This is a genomic window from Microcoleus sp. D2_18a_D3 (genome assembly GCF_036702455.1).
GTDB lineage: Bacteria > Cyanobacteriota > Cyanobacteriia > Cyanobacteriales > Microcoleaceae > Microcoleus.
Genome location: NZ_JAUBTK010000078.1, coordinates 1 through 17,831, shown reverse-complemented (window position 1 = coordinate 17,831; position 17,831 = coordinate 1). Strand labels below are relative to the sequence as shown.

The window sequence follows — 17,831 nt, the reverse complement described above, 5'->3', positions numbered from 1 at the left end:
TTGACTGCTGACTAATGACTTTTAGTGAATAGATATATGTCGTCTCGCTGATATTTTAGTTGAAATTGAGGGGTATTTTTTAGTTGAGTTACTAAGTTTTTAACAAATTCTCGATCGCTCATCCAGCCAGGATATCTGAGGTTCAGCACTACATAATCAAATTCTGCGAGATTTGCAGGCGGCGCGTTAGCCTCAGTAAATTTTATTACAGGGCGGTGCGCTAAGTGCGGAGCAATTTGAGCAGTTGTTAAAACACTGCCTTTGGTTTCAACAAGAGAAATTGCCTCTTTGGTAGCGGGCAAAGTGTCGAGCCCATTTAAATAAATAGTCCAAAAATAGCCGTATTTCGCTAAAGCTAAGAAAGCAATCAACGACCAAATTACAATGACTCTAGGCAATGGATAATTAGGAAGTGGCAATCTATCAAATATTGTCTTTCCCTTTTGCTGATTGCTAGCTGCTAAACTGGAAATTACGGCAACCAACAAAAACGGCAATATCGGCACAGAATATTGATGAACTAAATCCCGCTGAGCGGGCCTATCGGAAAGAATATTCATCGCCAACATCGGCACAGCACTAATTAAAGATGACAGATGACGCGGGGACAGCCACCAAATTACTGGTAATAGCAATAAGGCTAAATATTCAAAAGTCTCTAGAGAAAACAAACGCTCTAAAACTAGATGTGGTTTTAGTATTAAATTAATAGCAATTTCAAAAACCGAGTTTCCCAAATATTGATACCGCGCGATTCCCGCGTGTTCTCTTCCCTGATTAAAATACGGTATAACTGCCTGAGTAGCTACCAGGAACCAACCCGCGCCTAGAAATAGAGCTATGAGTCCACAATTGCGTTTTTTGTCAAAACACAACAGCCACAAACCCATCGCAGCCACAGTTAAAGATAGCACGGCTTTGCAGATCAAAACTAATACAATAGCAGCACAAAACCACCAGATTTTATTCAGCCTCGCGGCTAAGGTTGCTGCTAGCAGTGCTGGTAAAGCAATTACTTCAGGGTGGAAGTCGAAGAGATTGACATTAAATACTAATGGATAGAGGAGGTAAATACAGGCGCTCGCCCAAGATATGCTATTATTTAATCCGGCTTGACGTGCCAAACTCCAACTCGGCCAAGCGCCTAAAGCTAGGGAAACAGCTTGCACTAAAAAAAGCCAGTGAACATCTGGATATATTTTGTAAAGTAAAGCTAGTGGATAGAAAATAAAAGCGGCGTGATCGCCCCAAATATTTATTGCCATTAAAGAGGAAAATGGCGTTTGGTTTTGGGAGATTAAATAAATTGCTTGGTCAAAAATTGCTAAGTCGAATGCAGTTGACTGAAACAAAGCGTGCCGCGCGCTGCTGGCAGCAAATAAGACTATCGCTGTCAGGATAATCATTAAAAATACTGGATGAGATTTTAGGGATTTTAAAGTTAGCATTTTATTGATTTAATCAGCCCTTCGTTTAAATAGCAGGACTTCTTTTTTTTGATAAGTTAATTTAAAATCGGGAGATTTTTTAAGTTGATTTGCTAAAGTAGCACCAAGTTTTTCAGTATCAGGCCAGGGATGGCGCAGGTTTAATAATATGTATTGAAATTCAGCTAATTTTGTTTGGGGCGAAATTTGTGACAGCAATTTTACTATTGGGCGGTGGGTAAAGTGAGGGGCAAGTCTATTATCTGTTAAAATACTGCTTTGGGGTTGAACTTGTGCGACTGCTTCGCGTGTAGCTTGCCAGGTATCTAGTCTATTTATGTAGAGATAAAAATCTTTATATTCGCCCACAGATAGGAAAATTAGTAATGACCAAATTATCATGATTCTCGGCAATTGAATTCCCTGCCAAAGTTGAGAAATTCGGAAATTTTTAAATTGTGGCCGATTGACCCATGTTAAAAACTGTTGCTTATTGGCTTTCTCCTCTTCCTTGTTGCCTGTTATTTCTTCCCTGTTCCTTGTTTCTTCCTTCGCGAGAACTGCTAAAAATAAGAAGGGAATTACAGGCACGGAATACTGATAGGCTAAGCTGCGTTGAAAGGACAAGTCAGAGAGGATATTGATCAGCAGGGTAGGGATGGCAGGAATTAGGGCGGTTAAATATTTTAGGCGTACTTTTCCCGAAAATGGCAATAGCAGCCAAATCACAGGTAAGGTGAGGAGAAATAAATATTTGAATGTATCGAAGGAAAGGATTTTTCCTAATACTAACTGTGGTTTTAATATGAGATTGATGATGATTTCTACTACGGATTTGCCTAAATAGCTGTAGCGCCCGACTCCAGCGACTTCGCTGCCGCTAAAGAAGGGGATGATTTTCTGGGAAGCTATCAAAAACCAAGCTGCACCGAGCAAAAGTGCTATCGCCCCGTACCGTTGCTTTTTTTCGCAAAAAAACAGCCAGAAACCCATAGCGACAACGGTTAGGGACAACACCGCCTTGCAACTGAGAACTAACACAATAGCGGTACAAAACCACACAATTTTATTTAAACGCGCCGCCAAAATTGCTGCCAAAAGTGCGGGTAAAGCGATTACTTCCGGGTGAAAATCAAATAAATTGATGTTAAATACCACCGGATAGAGCAAATAAATCAATGCGATCGCACGGGATTGTTCTTGATTCAAACCTGCCAAACGCGCTAAACTCCAGGTAGGCCACGCCCCCAGGGATAAAGCAACTGCTTGTACCAACAGCAGCCAATGCACATCCGGGGAAATTTTGTACAGCAAAGCTAGCGGATAATAGATTACCGCTGCGTGATCGCCCAAAATATGAATCCCCATTAAAGAAGAAAAAGGCGTTTGGTTTTGGCTTATCAAGTAAATTGCTTGGTCAAAAATTCCCAAATCGAAAGCAGTTGATTGGAATAAAGCGTGCCGTAAACTGCTACACAAAAAGAAAATTGCCGCAGCAGTAGCGATCGCCCAAACCAAACTCGACGGTAGCTGAGATCGACCTTCTTCTATATTTTCGGCGATCGAGACACTGATGTCCTCACGGTCATCAGCGAAATTTTCCCTATTCTGCATGAAATCTGGCACTAGGTGGTCAATCGATTTTAGATTTTAGATTTTAGATTTTAGATGTTAGATTGACCCCACGGATAAATTCGGGGGCTTGTGTATCGGATACAGGTTTTTTATTTCTGGACGGATGAATCCGGGGGCTTGTATCCTGGATGCTTTCAGTCACTCAAAATATGATTCCATCGAATGTGCTTTCCACGCAATAGTTAACCACTAATTTTTATCCCCGCAATCGTAATATTAGAATAATCCACAAAACATTAAAAAATTGTGAAAGCAATAACTCTTCTCGGCTCCACAGGCTCCATCGGCACTCAGACTCTGGATATTGTAGCTCAATACCCCGATCAATTTCGGATTGTCGGGTTAACCGCAGGACGAAATGTAACGTTGCTGGCCCAGCAAATTCGCCAGTTTCGACCGGAAATTGTCGCGATTTGCGACGAAGATCAATTACAGGAATTGAAAGAGGCGATCGCAGATCTCGACCCTCAACCTATTTTACTTGCTGGCGACTCAGGCGTTGTCGAAGTTGCCCAATACGGTGACGCTCAAGCCGTCGTCACGGGCATAGTTGGCTGCGCCGGTTTGTTGCCAACAATTGCGGCTATCAAAGCAGGCAAAGATATCGCCTTAGCCAATAAAGAAACATTAATCGCAGGGGGCCCCGTTGTCAACCCCTTAATCGAAAAATACGGCGTTAAAATATTACCGGCGGACTCGGAACATTCGGCAATTTTTCAGTGCCTCCAAGGTGTTATGGTTGGCGGATTACGGCGAATTATTCTCACTGCTTCGGGGGGTTCTTTTCGAGATTTGCCGATCGACAAATTAGCCACAGTAACAGTAGCCGATGCTTTGAAACATCCGAATTGGTCGATGGGGCAGAAAATTACGATCGATTCTGCTACTTTGATGAATAAAGGATTAGAAGTAATTGAGGCTCATTACTTGTTCGGAATGGATTATGACGACATTGATATTGTCATCCATCCTCAGAGCATAATTCACTCGTTAATTGAGCTGCAAGATACCTCGGTTTTGGCGCAATTGGGATGGCCGGATATGCGCTTGCCGCTGCTTTACGCTTTGTCTTGGCCCGAGCGAATTCATACCGATTGGGAACGGCTGGATTTGGTAAAAGCTGGCGATTTAACTTTCCGAGAACCCGACCACGAAAAGTATCCTTGTATGCAGTTGGCTTATGCGGCGGGACGTGCGGGCGGTTCGATGCCGGCGGTGCTGAATGCGGCAAACGAACAGGCCGTAGCGCTATTTTTGCAGGAGAAGATTCAGTTTTTGGATATTCCAAAGTTGATTGAGAAGGCGTGCGACAAACATCAAGCCGATAACTGTGAAAGTCCTGGTTTAGACGATATTTTGGCGGCGGATAGGTGGGCGCGGCAGGAAGTTTTGGCAGATAGTATGGAATTGGGCGATCGAATTCTTTCGGTTCGCTAATTCTATCAGCAGACTTGCATTTACCCACAAGCCCGCCGGGAATTAATTCCCCGTCTCATAGAAGACAGTCGGTTGAAACCGACTGCCCAACCTTGATAAATATCCAGTCCTCTTTCAGAGGAATTTAGCTATGAGACAGGGGTTTTTAACCCCTGGCGGACTATGCCAAAAAGTGCAAGATATCAGTTAAAACCAAATCAAAGTTTTGCCTTCTCATTCTTCAATCCCTTGATAAAATAGAGCTATGAGTCCCATCCCTACAAGCAAGCGATGCAAACTGAAACCAAATCAACATTATTTGAACTGAATCAGCTAATTGTCCCCCCCGGCAATAAAGTGCAGTTACAAAACGTTAGCTGGGAAATGTACGAAGCTATCCTAGACGAGTTAGGAGAAGGTTACGCACTGCGAGTTACTTATTACAAAGAAACATTGGAAATTAGGATGCCACTACCAAAACATGAAAGAGCTAAATCATTGATTGGATACTTTGTCAACGTGCTGCTGGAAGAACTTAATATTGATTGTGAAGTTTTAGGTTCCACTACCTTCAAAAGCAAAGATATGCAGAGCGGCGTAGAACCTGACGATTGTTTCTACATTCAGAACCAAGCTGCTGTCAGAGGCAAGGATAGAATAGATTTAACAGTAGACCCGCCTCCCGATTTAGCAATCGAGATTGACAACTCCTCACAAACCGGTTTAAACAGCTATCAAGCTTTGAAAGTGCCGGAACTTTGGAGATATGACGGGCGAAGCCTGAAAATTTATCTGCTTCAAGAGGGCAAATATACTGAGTCCGATACTAGCCAAAATTTCCCTAACTTTCCCATTATTGATGTAATTCCCGAATATGTCGATCGCGCCAACACCCAAGGCAGAAGCCCGACAATCAGAGCATTTCGAGCTTGGGCAAAAGAACAACTACAAATCAAAGACTCCGTTGAGAGTGGGTTTTACTAACTCCCAACTTGCGCCGCCAAATCAGCGGCACTCATCTTTTCGTACATTTCAAAAGGTTGGTGAATCCAAGGATTGTCAGCCAAATAATCTACATAATAATCCGGCTTTGCAACAGAGCAAGCCTTGTACCAGAGTACAGCAGTCCGAATTTCCTGAATATCTTCGCCGTAGCGACTCTTCAGCCAAGCGATACCTTGCTCTAAACTAATTCCCGAATCGACCAAATCGTCAATCAGGAGAATGCGGCTGCCCAAATTATCGCCCACCATTGTCAAATCGCGGGCAAACTCGATCGCACCCCGGACATTTCCCTCTGCCCCACCATAGGACGAGGCCGCTAAAATCGCCAGAGGTTTGTCGAAAATCCGCGACAGAGTATCCCCAACCCGCAGCCCTCCCCTCGCCAGACAGACAATGCGATCGAATTTCCACTGAGATTCCTCAATTTTTACAGCCAAATCCTCAATTTTCCGATGGTACTCAGGCCAAGAAACGTAAAGGTCACTCATCAAAAAAATGGGTCTGAAACCCCGTCCTTTTAGGACGGCTTTACATGAATTTTTGTTAAGATATACCATTTCACACAAGACGTGCTAGTATGTGAAATGGTGTACTTAAGGTCAGCATGACACTAAAAGCCTTCAGCTATCGATTCTACCCAACGCCGGAACAAGAAAGTTTGTTGCGACGTACTCTGGGTTGTGTTCGTTTGGTCTACAACCGTGCTTTAGCCACAAGAACAGAAGCTTGGTACGCAGAACAGAAACGGGTAGGCTATGCTGAGACTTCTTCAATGTTAACCGAATGGAAGAAAACTGAAGAACTAGATTTTCTGAATAAAGTGAGCTGCGTGCCACTGCAGCAATGCTTGAGACATTTACAAACGGCTTATACCAACTTTTTTGATGGGCGGGCACAATATCCTAACTTCAAAAAGAAACGCAACGGTGGTAGTGCAGAATTTACCAAGTCAGCATTTAAGTTCAAAGATGGACAAGTCTACCTAGCAAAAAGCACAGAAGCGTTACCCATTCGCTGGAGCCGGACACTACCTGATGGTTGCCGACCATCAACAATTACAGTAAAGCTTGCACCATCAGGTAGGTGGTCAGTTTCTCTGCTGGTAGAGGTTGAAATTGAAGCATTACCCAGAACAGATAATCAAGTCGGTATCGACCTGGGAGTTAAAAGCTGGCTCACTCTAAGCACTGGCGAAAAGATTGCCAATCCCAAAGGATTCAAGGCAAAGTATCGCAATCTTAGAAAAGCGCAAAAATCTTTAAGTCGCAAACAAAAAGGGTCAAACAACCGTCACAAAGCACGACTCAAAGTAGCGAAAGTGCATCAAGAAATTAGTGATGCAAGGAAAGATAATCTTCATAAGCTAACAACACGGTTGGTGCGTGAAAACCAAACCATCGCCGTAGAAAACTTAGCTGTGAAGAACATGATTAAAAATCCCAAACTTGCCGCTTCTATAAGTGATGCAAGTTGGGGGGAATTAGTCAGACAACTAGATTACAAGTGCGATTGGTACGGTCGCACTTTAATTAAGATTGACCGATGGTTTCCGAGTTCAAAACGGTGTGGTAATTGCGGACACATCGTTAACAAGATGCCGTTGAATATCCGGGAATGGGATTGTCCTAATTGCGACACTCACCATGACCGAGATATTAATGCGGCAAAAAATATTTTGGCGGCAGGGCTTGCCGTGTCAGTCTGTGGAGCGACTGTAAGACCTGAACAGAGTAAATCTGTTAAGGCTGGTGCGAAACCCCGTAAGGGACAGAAGCAGAAACCTGAATCGTGAGGTTTGGGAATCCCCGTGCGTTTACGCCTGGGTGGATGTCAATCCTAATATTATTGAAATATCAAAGGTATTATTAATTATTTTGGGGAAAATGACATGGATGCAGATGAACTTCTCAGACGGTATGCAGCCGGAGAACGGGTTTTTCACAAAGTAGACCTGAGCGGTGCCAATATGTCAAGGACAAATTTGCGCGATATTGACCTGAGTCACGCTAATTTAAAAGGTGCAAATTCGATCGGTCTCACCCTCTACAGAGCTAATCTGTATCAAGCAGATATCAGTCAAGCCAACCTCTCCCAAGCCAACCTCATGTCCGCTAATTTTGGCGAATGCGAGGCGGTGGGAGCGAACTTGAGCGGAGCCATCTTGCGGAGTGTCGTCTTCAGCGGGGCCGATTTAACGGGGGCGAGTCTCAGGGGTGCAGACATGAGAGATGCTAACCTTCAGGGGGCAATTTTGATTCAAGTTTATGCAGTTAACGCTAACTTGCAAGGTGCAAACTTGACAGAAGTCAAGCTTTGCGGAATCAACCTGAGCAAAGCAAATTTAACCGACGCGAACTTAACACAAGCTGACCTCAGCCGTGCTAACCTAACTCAAGCAAATCTGAGTTGGGCAAATTTGACGGAAGCAAATCTGGAAAAAGCTGATTTGAAGGGAGCCGATTTGAGCGGAGCTAACTTGAGCTGTGCCAATCTCCATCAAGCAGATTTGAGCGGAGTTTCCCTTAAGGGAGCCAATCTCCGGGGAGCAAACTTGCATCAAGCTTCTTTGCGCGGGACAAATTTGAATGAAGCCAATCTAAGAGAGGCCATGATGCCTGACGGCACAATCTCTGACTAAATAAGCTGACAAAATAGAAGTTAAAACAGCAGGGTGCTTGTGGCGCACCCTACATTTAGGCTAATGCCTGATTTTTTTAAGGGGATTTAATTCTGCCTTCAAGTGACAGTGCATTTAAAGAGTAGTAGCAAAAAATTTGGAACCGAGTTTAATCTACAACTTTCAGCCAGCCCCGGCGAACGGCGTGGAGCAAGCGGTTGATGGCTGTTTGATCTTCTTCGGTAAGACAGTCATTTAACAGGGCTGTCTTGAGCTGTTCTCGGTGAGTGGGAGTCAGCAGACCGGAGTGATATACCTGAAAGACTAATTCTGCAATAGTAAATTGAGGTAAAAGCGTTTGGGTGGTCATCATGTGTTTTTTGTTTTGAACTCACTCTTGACAGTATTGACTGATTTTCCCAATATTTATGTGATTCAACTACGGGAGTAAATGTGATCGCTTGGCTCTTGATGAGTGATTTGTGTCAGCCGGACTTGGAGAGCGGATATTTCCTGGATAGCCCCGCAACTTGAAACACCAACCCCCTCCCGATTTCTCGCTTTTGGCAACTCCGAAATCTCTACTTTTTGTCAAGAGACTGTGACAAATTTCTGAATATTTATCTATTAATAGATTACTAAGGACTGCTAGCTAAATCGCTTGGCTTAATTCTACGTAAAACTTGTACGGTCTTTATAAAGCCGCTTTTACCTACATTTACCTAGTTTCTTGGTGTGGTCTTTGTTCCGTGGATATACTTAATAACCCGTCCAAAAGCCGATACAAGTTTCCGAGAGGAGTGGCCATCGGCCCAAAATTTTAGGCTCTTGTTCATGCTCCCAGATTCATCTGTGAAGTCAATCTAAAATCTAAAATCTAAAATCTAAAATCTAAAATCGACTGGCTGCTGCAAATCAAAAATCCCGGCTTCTTCAAGAAACCGGGTTCGAGTTTTTCGATCGCAGTACAATTTTTTTGGAGAGGGTTAATGGAGCGATCTACTCACTTCAATCTTATTGTTGGCAAAGCTTGACAGGAGAGAAAGTAGAAATACTCATCTCAACTTCTTGTGTGAGGGGACTAATCGGAAATCCTGACCCATCCGCGGCGGATGGCGTGCAGCAGGCGGTTGACTGCATCTCTGGCGTCTTCGCTGAGAGCGCTTTGGCAGAGTTCGCGCAATCCGTGGCTTTGACTGCGAGTCAGATTGCCTGAATGGGTGACTTGATAGAACAGTTCAGCGATCGCGCGATCAGATTTTAAAGTCAGAGCTTGCATGAAATCTCGTTGAACTCGACTATTATAATATCGAGCATTTGACAAAAGAGTAGGGTGATTGCAGTCGGGTAAGCTGTGTGATTGTTCTTGGCTCGATTTGTGACCGAAGTCTGCGAGTATACGTGATTTAAATCACATAAAACCACAGACCTCGATCGCATAAGCTATGATTGGGGTGGTAGCCTCAAGGTTTAACAAAACCTCGAAAAGCTCTGAACGCAACGCTTTGAGTTGCCAAGACCGCCGCGCAGCGGGAGTAAGTCCGCTCAACATCGCAGGCTATGGACTTGGATAGCTGTAAAACTTTGGGTTTTAGACACTGGCAGCTTGCAAATCAGGGCATAAAGTTGCGATCGGCGCGCCACACCCTGAGATACAATATTTATAAATACTCGTATCGCATCTATAGGCAGGCAGGTAAAAAAATGATAATGATTAGCTACTTTTCGATCGCCTTAATCGTTTTTCTTGTTTGGTTCAAAAGTTTTTGGAATGATACTGCGACATCTAAAACAGACGTGATATCTTGGATAGCCTTAATAATCGGCCCTCTCGTTTGGCCTGTTGTTGTGCCCCTATCCCTTGTGCAAATTACCAGCACAAAGTCGGTTGTAAAAACAGCTCAAGGCGAGCAATAATTATAATAAATTGTGGAAGTAACTGGCTTCAACACAGTCGCTTATCTCGTCCTAAATTATTCGGCAGGCATCGCTCCTGGCAGCGAGTAATTTATCTTGTTTAATTGTAAAAAAAATGCAGCGAGAAGGTAGAACCCTATAAAAATTCTGAATCCTAAAACAGTATTTTTTTACCGATATCAAATTCTGCCTTCGGCTTTTTGACCCAGCCCAAAAACGGATACAAGTTTCCGACAGGAGTCGGCAGCAGCGCAAAATTTTAGACTCTTGTTCAAGCTCTCAGATTCATCTGTGGAATAAATCTCACATCTCCAATCGTTCAAGTAAGCGAGATTGACGATCGCCCTCGCCAACGTCTCACGCCGAAGTCTCCAATCGACTTATGCCTAATTTTATTCTGTCAAATCGTGATTTAATGGTGTGGCTCAGTCAATCGATTTTAGATTTGAGATTTTAGATTTTAGATTAAAGAATTGAAGCATTGACCTCACGGATAAATTCGGGGACTCCTTTATCGGATACAGGTTTTTTATTTCTCCCTCCTGAGTCTCCGAAGGAATGAATCCGGGGGCTTGTATCCTGGATGCTTTCGGTCAAAATTGTTTAGGCAAAACTGTCAGAGCGAAATTATCGGACAGCGACCGCAACATTTTTTTACTCAAAAATTATCTGCCACCTCAACCAAGCTCAAAATTAATATGTAATGTAACATGGCCTGTTGCTTGCAAAAATATAACTTCAGACATATTTTTGCAAGCAACAGGCCAACTTAAGAATTTTTATTACTTCCGGCGACTGGGCACCATTAATCGAATTTGGTAAAATCATTGCTTGTTTAAAAACAGCTAGGCTCCTTGCGCTGCAACCTTTTTCAGCTCTATTTTTTGTAATTGTAGCAGCTCTTTACAGGCAATTGTAGAGTTCGATTGCGCCCCAAAGGCCTAACTCTTACCGCAGTTAGATAGACAATTCAAGGCAGAGACTGCAATATGAAATAGGCAACAAAAACTGTTTCAAATCTCAAGTACGACTTATTTTGGGCGATCGGGCATCAGGAGTGTATAACGCGAGCCAGGGAATTTTTTAGAGGTGCGAGATGTTTGGGAACTTCTAAAAAAAAGCGCCGTCACGGTATCCAAATTCGTTATTTGCATAAAAACTAGGAGTCAAAATGAACGACGTATCTGAGAAACCAATTTATAGAGTTCTTAATCTATTGTCGCTGCTAGCGCTGAGCTACTATGCAGCTACTTCCATCAATTATATTTTCGAGAGTGACGCTCAAATCTACAGGTACGATAGCCATAGTAATTCCAACGCCTCACCAGCGCAACTAGAAGCACACCGCTAGGAATAAATTGTTGATATTTTCTCTGAATGAATGCGGAACCAAATTTCCGGGAATTTGCTAATCGTTAACGCTCGGCTCGAAGTTAAAAACAATTAGTCAATAACTATTGGCTAAAACCTTAATATTTTCACTCACAGTTATTAGCCCTCGAATGGGGCGCATCTAAATTTTGCAGCCAAGCTATAAATAGGAGTTTGGAGGCAGGAGGCAGGAGGCAGGAGGAAATAGGAAGAAAGAAGGAGCCAGAAGAAGTGTTTTTACAAATATTGAGATGATCCCATCGCATCTACTACAAAAATTAACTGTTTAATGGGTTCTCAAAAGAGCCCAGAGTGATGAAAGGATGGCCCAGCATTTTCATCAGTAAGAGCCTTAATAGCTTTATTAATCCCTTCATCAAGAACATTTGAAGGTGGATATGCTTGAGAAGGGAAAATCGCTTTGATTTTTGCCCAAGACAACTCTATCGGAGATAAATCCGGCGAGGATCGAGGGAATAATTTTACCTTGGCTCCGATAGATACCATCAAAAAATTGACGGCTTCCGCATTATAAACAGGTAAATTATCCATACCTACAATTGCGCCCACCCATAACTGGAGCAGGAGTCGCCAGCAGCCCAAAATTTTATATCCTAGTTCCAGTTCCCAGATGAATCTGGGAACTAAATCTAAAATCTAAAATCTAAAATCTAAAATATAGTGACAGTACCCTCACAAATCTACCGGGCCACCGTTCATCCCAACTTCACCAAAAGAAGATCGCTACATTGTCTGATTGTGCGGATGGATGCGGCTCATGGTTGAAATGACGGAGTGTGGTTGAAAAAAGGGGTTTTTTAGCCAAAATCCTGCATTGAGCGTGAGGGATTTGGCTGGAAACATCAAGGTGAGGAGGCTCACAAGTCCGTCCGGGACTGTGTAGGGAGGCACTTTTGATTGAATGCGGCCTCCAGCGTGCGAGGGCTTGCTTTCAAAGCCAGCTAAAAAATTTTGATTTCTGGGGAACTATTGGCGAAAATCAAAAGTCAAGTCAACAACAGTGTACTTAAAAGAAATCGCAGCTCAGTTCCAGCCCCATTGCGGGCGATCGAACTCTCCGGCGATGACAGTGCCCGCGGGCCCGGTGCAACTTCTCAATCTTGAGAGCATACTCCGATTAAAAATGGTCTCTGTGTATCTTCCGGCTATTGTTTTAATAATGACTAGCCACACCGACGGTCATTATGGTAAACTCGCAAACGTTTAAGTGGAATATTTTCGTGTTAGAGGAGGCAGTGGTGGAGTCGAGAGTCAAAAGCAGGAAACAACCGAGATTTGCTGCTCAACGAATACAGGATTCAACTCGCGCTCCGAGGCTCGCTGCTGACAATTTAAATTACATGACAGCTTATAGCAGCCGGGTCAATTAGGGTCTCAACCGATGTCCGGTTTCATTTATTGAATCCCTTTGGAGGGAAAAGTGTATTGTAGAAAAATGATAGATCTTTTAGGAGGAGTGTAAATGACACAGGTAACGAATCCAACAACAACACCAGCAAGTTCACTGCCAGGTGGTAATGGTGGCGGTGGCTCAACCGTTATCGGCATCCAGGGACCTAACAGGTTGAACGGCAGCGAAGGCAACGATATTATCCTGACTTTTGCGGGCGCTGATGTCGTCGCTGGTGGCGGTGGCGACGATCTGATTATTACCGGAGGCGGAAATGACAGTATCGGCGGTGGCGGCGGCAACGATAATATCTTTGCAGGCAGCGGCGCTGATGTGGTAGCTGGTGGCAGCGGCAACGACCGGATCTTTGCTGGTAAAGGGGATGACCTCGTAGACGGCGGTGATGGCGATGACTTGGTTTCTGGCGACAGAGGCAACGACACCGTACTCGGTGGCGGTGGCAACGATACAGTCTTTGGCGGCCAAGGCAACGATGTTGTCGGCGGCGGCGACGGCAACGACAGCCTGTTCGGCGGTAAAGACAACGATACTGTCAATGGTGGCTCTGGCAATGACTTTATCTCTGGCGACAGAGGCAGCGATGTCCTGACCGGCGGTGCTGGCAGCGATACGTTCTACTTCGCGAGTCCTGCTGGTATCGATAACTTCGGCCTAGATACGATCACTGACTTTACGCCAGGCGAAGATAAGATCCGCTTGAAATCGACTGGTGGGTTTGGCAGTTTAGGCAGCAGCGTCGATTCCACTGAGTTTGTAATCGATGCTGGTTTCACCGGCAGCCCAACACCAGCCACGGCGAACAAGTTGGTCTACAACCCAACAAGCGGTTTGCTGTACTTCAACAGCGGCAACGGAGTGCAAACTATTGCTCAGTTGCAGCCTGGCCTGACGATTACCTCGAACAACTTCGAGTTGTTCTAAAACAACTGGCTGTTGTGGGGCGGAACCGAATATTATTCGGGGCTGTTCTCACAAAGCCGGTAGTTTTAAAGGATTTCAACCTCACTCTGCTACAAGCGGGGTGAGGTTGAAATATTCAATGCAGGAACTGAAGCAGGGGCAGTTAAAAAAAATCGATCGACAGTTATTGATAAAATTAATCGATCGCCTGATCAGGCAAAATATAAATACAAAGTTTTTAAATTAGAATTTCTAGGTTTTACTGAAGCGGTAAAGAAACCGCAACTGCACCGCGAGCAATGAGCACTGAAGAATATATCCGGCAAGCCCAAATTTATTTGAACCGGGGGAAGTTAACTGAGGCGATCGAGTTTTGCAAAAAGGCGATCGAACTTCAACCGTTTTCGCCCTCTGCTTACACGACTTTAGGCGAAATTCTCGACGCTCAAGGCGATCCGACGGCGGCAAGAGACGCTTTTGTGCAAGCTTTGGAGATTTCGCCCCAGTTTTTTCTGGCTCATGCTTATTTGGGTCAACTTTACAGCGACTATGCGTGGCTGGATGAGGCGGTTTTTCACTACAGACAAGCTCTGGATTTGAAACCAGATTGGGCGGAAGTTCATTATAACTTGGGAAATATTTTTCACAAGCAGGGTAATTTGTTGGGGGCGATCGACTGTTACCGAAATGCGCTCGCCCAAAAACCGGATTATCTCGATGCTTTATACAATCTGGCTGTGGTTTTAGGTGAAAATAGTCAGCTAGAAGCGGCAATGGATACCTACCGACAGGCGATCGCCGTGGCGCCGGATTACGTGGAAGCTTACAGCAATCTGGGTGTGATTTTGCTAAAGGACGATCGGGCTGCTGAGGCGATCGAAGTTTACCAACGGGCGATCGAGATTAAGCCGGATTGGGCGACGCTGCATAATAATTTGGGTCAAGCCTTCCTGGACAAAAGTCCCGATCGGGCGATCGCATCTTACCTCACAGCTATTGAGTTGGAGCCGGACATGGTTTTGGCTCACTACAATTTGGGGAAAGCGTGGCAATTACAGGGGGAACATTCGGCGGCGCTTGCTTGTTTCGATCGCGCGATCGAGATCAATTCCCACTATATTTCGGCCTATACAGATGCCGGGTTTTCTTTGATGGTTTTGGGTCAAGTTGCGGAAGCCATGCCTTATTTTGAGCGGGCAATAGCTCTGAAGCCTGATTTTGTTGAGGCTTACTGCCGCTTGGGAGACAGGCGCAGAGGTGCGGCGGTAGAAGATGATGAATTGTCAAGGGCGATCGCTGCGTGCGATCGATTTCTCACAGCATTGATGGGAAGTTCGGCAACGGATTTTGTAGCGGATGTAACGGATGTCACGGATGTCACGGATGTCACGGATTTAACAGATTTAAAAGTAAATAAAAAAGATGGTGTGGCTAGATATTTGTCAAGTGCAGCTTGCGAATTACCTGTTGCTGAAATTTGCGATTATTTAGCAGAAATTTACCTGCATTTGGGAAATGCTTTAACAGAGTACGGCGGCAACGAATCGGCGGCAGTTTATTATCAAAAAGCTTTGCAAATTCAGCCCAAAAATGCAGAGCTTTACTGGCGGGTGGGAAATTCCTTAGCCCAGCAACAGCGGTTCACCGCAGCAATTGCAGTTTACCGCATGGCTTTGACGATTCAACCTGCTTTACCGCAGGTTTATTTTGAGTTGGCAAAACTGCTGGAAAAACAGGGGCGCTGGGAACGGGCGATCGATTATTATCAAAAGGTTTTAGATCTGCAATGGCACGGGTATGGGGATCAGAAAGAGTGGAAAAAAAAGAACTTTATATTGCCAGATAGCACTTCTATAAAACCTCCTCACGGTATTTATTTATCGAGTTGGGATTGGCTGGTTAATGCTAAGTTGGAGGCTGACAATTATGTAGAATTTTTTTGGAAATTTGCACCCGAAGCAAGTGCAGAAAATATTCCGAATTCCCAATTTGCGAGATCCAATTCCAAGTTGGCAAATTCCGATTGTGCCGGGTTAACTTGCGGGCTGTGTTTGCAGCGACTTTCTAAGTGGTTCGATCCGGTGCATTTGGGTTGGGGAGTTTGTCGTTTGTCCAACTCGCAACCGCTACCTGTACAGTCGCCCAAGACTTTTGTGGCGGCAATTCCCAACGGGAGAGTTTGGATTGTGCCGCAGGAAAATTATTGGCTGATTTGCAAGGCGATCGCTGTAATTACTCCTGACAATTATTTGTTGGCTGATGTGTCGAGAGATTATCCGGGGTTTTTACCAGGATGCGAAAAGCATGATGTTAGAAAACACAGCGTTTTTAAGTTAGAATCCTTTCCAGCTTTAAAGCAAATTGACGGCAGCGTGGCGGTGCTTTCTGGTTTGTCGGGAAATGTCTATTTTCACTGGATGGTTGACGTTTTGCCGAGGATAGAATTGCTGCGGCACAGCGGTAGGGATTTGGCGGAAATTGATTGGTTTTTGGTGAATAGTTGTCACCACCAATTTCAGCGGGAAAGTCTGAGGATTCTGGGCATTCCTGAAGAAAAAGTCTTGGAGAGCGATCGCCTGCCTCACATTCAAGCAACCGAGTTGATTGTACCGTCTTTTGCGGGATATTTGGGCTGGCCTTCTGGGTGGGCGATGGATTTTTTGAGGCGCGAGTTTCTCAAGGGAATTATACCTAGTTCTAGCTATCCAAAACGGATTTATATCAGCCGCAGCAAAGCAAGATATCGACGAGTTTTGAACGAGGAAGATGTGGTTGAGGTTTTGGAGAAGTTTGGCTTTGTTTCTATTTTGCCGGAGTCGATGTCTTTGGCAGAGCAAATTGCTCATTTTTACCACGCTGAGGTGATAGTTGCTGCCCACGGCAGCGGCTTGACAAATACAATTTTTTCTCGCCGGGGAACTAAAGTAATTGAGTTGGTGTCGCCTCACTATATCAGCCATTATTACTGGGGAATTAGTCAATATTTGCAGTTGGAACATTACTTTTTAACGGGCGAGGCTTTTGAATGCTATCCTATTAGACAGTTGATGTATCAGAATTCCCTGACTGAGGATATTTTGGTGAACTTGAGTTCGCTGAAAAAGATGGTTGAAGTGGTGGGTTTGGGTTAGTTGGCGTCTGGAGTAAGTTTAATTATGCCCTCGATTGAGAAGATGGAAAAGGCAGCGGTTGATTTGAGTCGGCAAGCAGAAGTTTATTTAGCCGAAGGAAAGTTGAATGAGGCAGTTGCTGCTTGCGAGTCAGCGTTGAAAATTGAACCGAATTTGGCGGCAGCTTGCCAGACGCTGGGAAAGGTGATGCAGGTTCGAGGTGAAATCGAGCAAGCTAAGCAGTGGTATGAAACGGCGATCGATCGCAATCCAAATTTGCCGGAAGTTTACGCTAATCTCGGCATTTTGTATTCTCAAGAAAAACAGTGGGAAAAGGCGATCTCCAATTGTGAAAAAGCCATTTCGCTAGCGCCGAAGTTTGCTGCTGTTTATCGGCTGTTGGCGAGAATTTGGACGCAGTTAGAGAAGTCAGAAGAGGCGGCAGACTGTTGGTATCAAGCTTTTAATATCGAGCCGAATTGGGCAACTGCTGAGGAGCACGTCACTCTGGGAAATAGTTTGGTTGAATTGGGAAAGTTCGATCGCGCTATGGAGTGTTATTCGCGGGCAATTAAGTTAAACCCACAACTGGCAACAGCTTATCACAATTTGGGGGAAATGCTGGTTGGCCAGAAGCGGTGGGATGAGGCGATCGCCAATTACCGACAAGCCATTGCCATCAATCCAAATTCGTTTGAATCTTACCACAGTTTGGGTAAAACTTGGGCGGAGCGAGGAGAATTAGATCGGGCGATCGCCTGTTACCGCAAAAGCATCGAACTCAATCCAAATTATGCTCGTGGTTACGTGGGTTTTGGTAATGTTTGGGTGCAGAAGCGCGAGTTGGATGAAGCCATTAAATGTTACCGTCAGGCTCTTGAAATTAATGATAATTCCTACTGGGCTTACAATTGTTTAGGGGAAGCTTTGGCTCAAAAACAAGTGTGGCCCGAAGCTATTATTTGCTACCGCAAAGCTATTGCAATAAATCCCAATATTCC

14 protein-coding genes are annotated in these 17,831 nt (G+C 44.5%); 8 read left to right on the top strand and 6 right to left on the bottom strand.

Annotated elements, in window-relative coordinates:
• Positions 1-11 precede the first annotated feature (11 nt).
• Both QUB06_RS26960 and QUB06_RS26955 read right to left on the bottom strand, forming a co-directional pair.
• Positions 12-1,448: a DUF2079 domain-containing protein gene (locus QUB06_RS26960; RefSeq protein WP_333437888.1), complete on the bottom strand. Its 1,437-nt coding sequence runs from the start codon at positions 1,446-1,448 to the stop codon at positions 12-14.
• A 9-nt stretch (positions 1,449-1,457) separates the two neighbouring features.
• Positions 1,458-3,041 carry a DUF2079 domain-containing protein gene (locus QUB06_RS26955; RefSeq protein WP_333437887.1) on the bottom strand — a complete coding sequence of 528 codons (1,584 nt, stop codon included), beginning with the start codon at positions 3,039-3,041 and terminating at the stop codon, positions 1,458-1,460.
• Between the two features lie 267 nt (positions 3,042-3,308).
• Here QUB06_RS26955 and dxr point away from each other — a divergent pair, with 267 nt between their 5' ends.
• Positions 3,309-4,499 (top strand): 1-deoxy-D-xylulose-5-phosphate reductoisomerase, encoded by a 1,191-nt coding sequence (gene dxr, locus QUB06_RS26950; protein ID WP_333437886.1) that lies wholly within the window; start codon positions 3,309-3,311, stop codon positions 4,497-4,499.
• A gap of 270 nt (positions 4,500-4,769) precedes the next feature.
• Positions 4,770-5,462 carry a Uma2 family endonuclease gene (locus QUB06_RS26945; RefSeq protein ID WP_333437885.1) on the top strand — a complete coding sequence of 231 codons (693 nt, stop codon included), beginning with the start codon at positions 4,770-4,772 and terminating at the stop codon, positions 5,460-5,462.
• Here the strand turns inward: QUB06_RS26945 and QUB06_RS26940 are convergent.
• The gene (locus QUB06_RS26940; RefSeq protein WP_333437884.1) at positions 5,459-5,971 is read right to left on the bottom strand and encodes a phosphoribosyltransferase family protein; all 513 of its coding nucleotides are present in this window, start codon (positions 5,969-5,971) and stop codon (positions 5,459-5,461) included. The genes QUB06_RS26945 and QUB06_RS26940 overlap by 4 nt on opposite strands.
• Before the next feature lie 116 nt (positions 5,972-6,087).
• Between QUB06_RS26940 and QUB06_RS26935 the strand changes: the two genes are divergently transcribed.
• Entirely contained in the window at positions 6,088-7,275 is a 1,188-nt protein-coding gene (locus tag QUB06_RS26935) for an RNA-guided endonuclease TnpB family protein (RefSeq protein ID WP_333437883.1), read from the top strand.
• A gap of 96 nt (positions 7,276-7,371) precedes the next feature.
• Complete coding sequence (locus QUB06_RS26930; RefSeq protein WP_333437882.1) at positions 7,372-8,121, top strand: pentapeptide repeat-containing protein; 750 nt, start codon at positions 7,372-7,374, stop codon at positions 8,119-8,121.
• A gap of 148 nt (positions 8,122-8,269) precedes the next feature.
• Here QUB06_RS26930 and QUB06_RS26925 read toward each other — a convergent pair whose 3' ends face one another.
• The gene (locus QUB06_RS26925) at positions 8,270-8,470 is read right to left on the bottom strand and encodes a hypothetical protein (protein WP_333437901.1); all 201 of its coding nucleotides are present in this window, start codon (positions 8,468-8,470) and stop codon (positions 8,270-8,272) included.
• Between the two features lie 711 nt (positions 8,471-9,181).
• On the bottom strand, positions 9,182-9,379 hold the full coding sequence (locus QUB06_RS26920) for a hypothetical protein (protein WP_333437881.1): 198 nt from the start codon (positions 9,377-9,379) through the stop codon (positions 9,182-9,184).
• Positions 9,380-11,188: 1,809 nt separating this feature from the next.
• Between QUB06_RS26920 and QUB06_RS26915 the strand changes: the two genes are divergently transcribed.
• Positions 11,189-11,368, top strand: a complete 180-nt coding sequence (locus QUB06_RS26915) for a hypothetical protein (protein ID WP_333437880.1) — start codon at positions 11,189-11,191, stop codon at positions 11,366-11,368.
• A gap of 317 nt (positions 11,369-11,685) precedes the next feature.
• Here QUB06_RS26915 and QUB06_RS26910 read toward each other — a convergent pair whose 3' ends face one another.
• Positions 11,686-11,958, bottom strand: coding sequence for a transposase (locus QUB06_RS26910; protein WP_333437879.1), 273 nt, complete (start codon positions 11,956-11,958; stop codon positions 11,686-11,688).
• A 913-nt stretch (positions 11,959-12,871) separates the two neighbouring features.
• On the opposite strand from QUB06_RS26910, the gene QUB06_RS26905 reads away from it, so the two are divergent.
• The 3 genes from QUB06_RS26905 to QUB06_RS26895 form a co-directional block, all read left to right on the top strand.
• On the top strand, positions 12,872-13,741 hold the full coding sequence (locus QUB06_RS26905) for a calcium-binding protein (RefSeq protein ID WP_333437878.1): 870 nt from the start codon (positions 12,872-12,874) through the stop codon (positions 13,739-13,741).
• Between the two features lie 278 nt (positions 13,742-14,019).
• Entirely contained in the window at positions 14,020-16,851 is a 2,832-nt protein-coding gene (locus QUB06_RS26900; protein WP_333437877.1) for a tetratricopeptide repeat protein, read from the top strand.
• A gap of 24 nt (positions 16,852-16,875) precedes the next feature.
• On the top strand, positions 16,876-17,831 hold a 956-nt coding region (locus QUB06_RS26895), incomplete at its 3' end, for a tetratricopeptide repeat protein (RefSeq protein WP_333437876.1).

Excerpts from the sequence above, each read along its gene's own strand:
- QUB06_RS26960 (WP_333437888.1), bottom strand. The coding sequence starts at position 1,448 with ATGCTAACTTTAAAATCCCTAAAATCTCATCCAGTATTTTTAATGATT.
- QUB06_RS26955 (WP_333437887.1), bottom strand. The coding sequence starts at position 3,041 with ATGCAGAATAGGGAAAATTTCGCTGATGACCGTGAGGACATCAGTGTC.
- QUB06_RS26945 (WP_333437885.1), top strand. The coding sequence starts at position 4,770 with ATGCAAACTGAAACCAAATCAACATTATTTGAACTGAATCAGCTAATT.
- QUB06_RS26940 (WP_333437884.1), bottom strand. The coding sequence starts at position 5,971 with ATGAGTGACCTTTACGTTTCTTGGCCTGAGTACCATCGGAAAATTGAG.
- QUB06_RS26935 (WP_333437883.1), top strand. The coding sequence starts at position 6,088 with ATGACACTAAAAGCCTTCAGCTATCGATTCTACCCAACGCCGGAACAA.
- QUB06_RS26930 (WP_333437882.1), top strand. The coding sequence starts at position 7,372 with ATGGATGCAGATGAACTTCTCAGACGGTATGCAGCCGGAGAACGGGTT.
- QUB06_RS26925 (WP_333437901.1), bottom strand. The coding sequence starts at position 8,470 with ATGACCACCCAAACGCTTTTACCTCAATTTACTATTGCAGAATTAGTC.
- QUB06_RS26920 (WP_333437881.1), bottom strand. The coding sequence starts at position 9,379 with ATGCAAGCTCTGACTTTAAAATCTGATCGCGCGATCGCTGAACTGTTC.
- QUB06_RS26915 (WP_333437880.1), top strand. The coding sequence starts at position 11,189 with ATGAACGACGTATCTGAGAAACCAATTTATAGAGTTCTTAATCTATTG.
- QUB06_RS26905 (WP_333437878.1), top strand. The coding sequence starts at position 12,872 with ATGACACAGGTAACGAATCCAACAACAACACCAGCAAGTTCACTGCCA.
- QUB06_RS26900 (WP_333437877.1), top strand. The coding sequence starts at position 14,020 with ATGAGCACTGAAGAATATATCCGGCAAGCCCAAATTTATTTGAACCGG.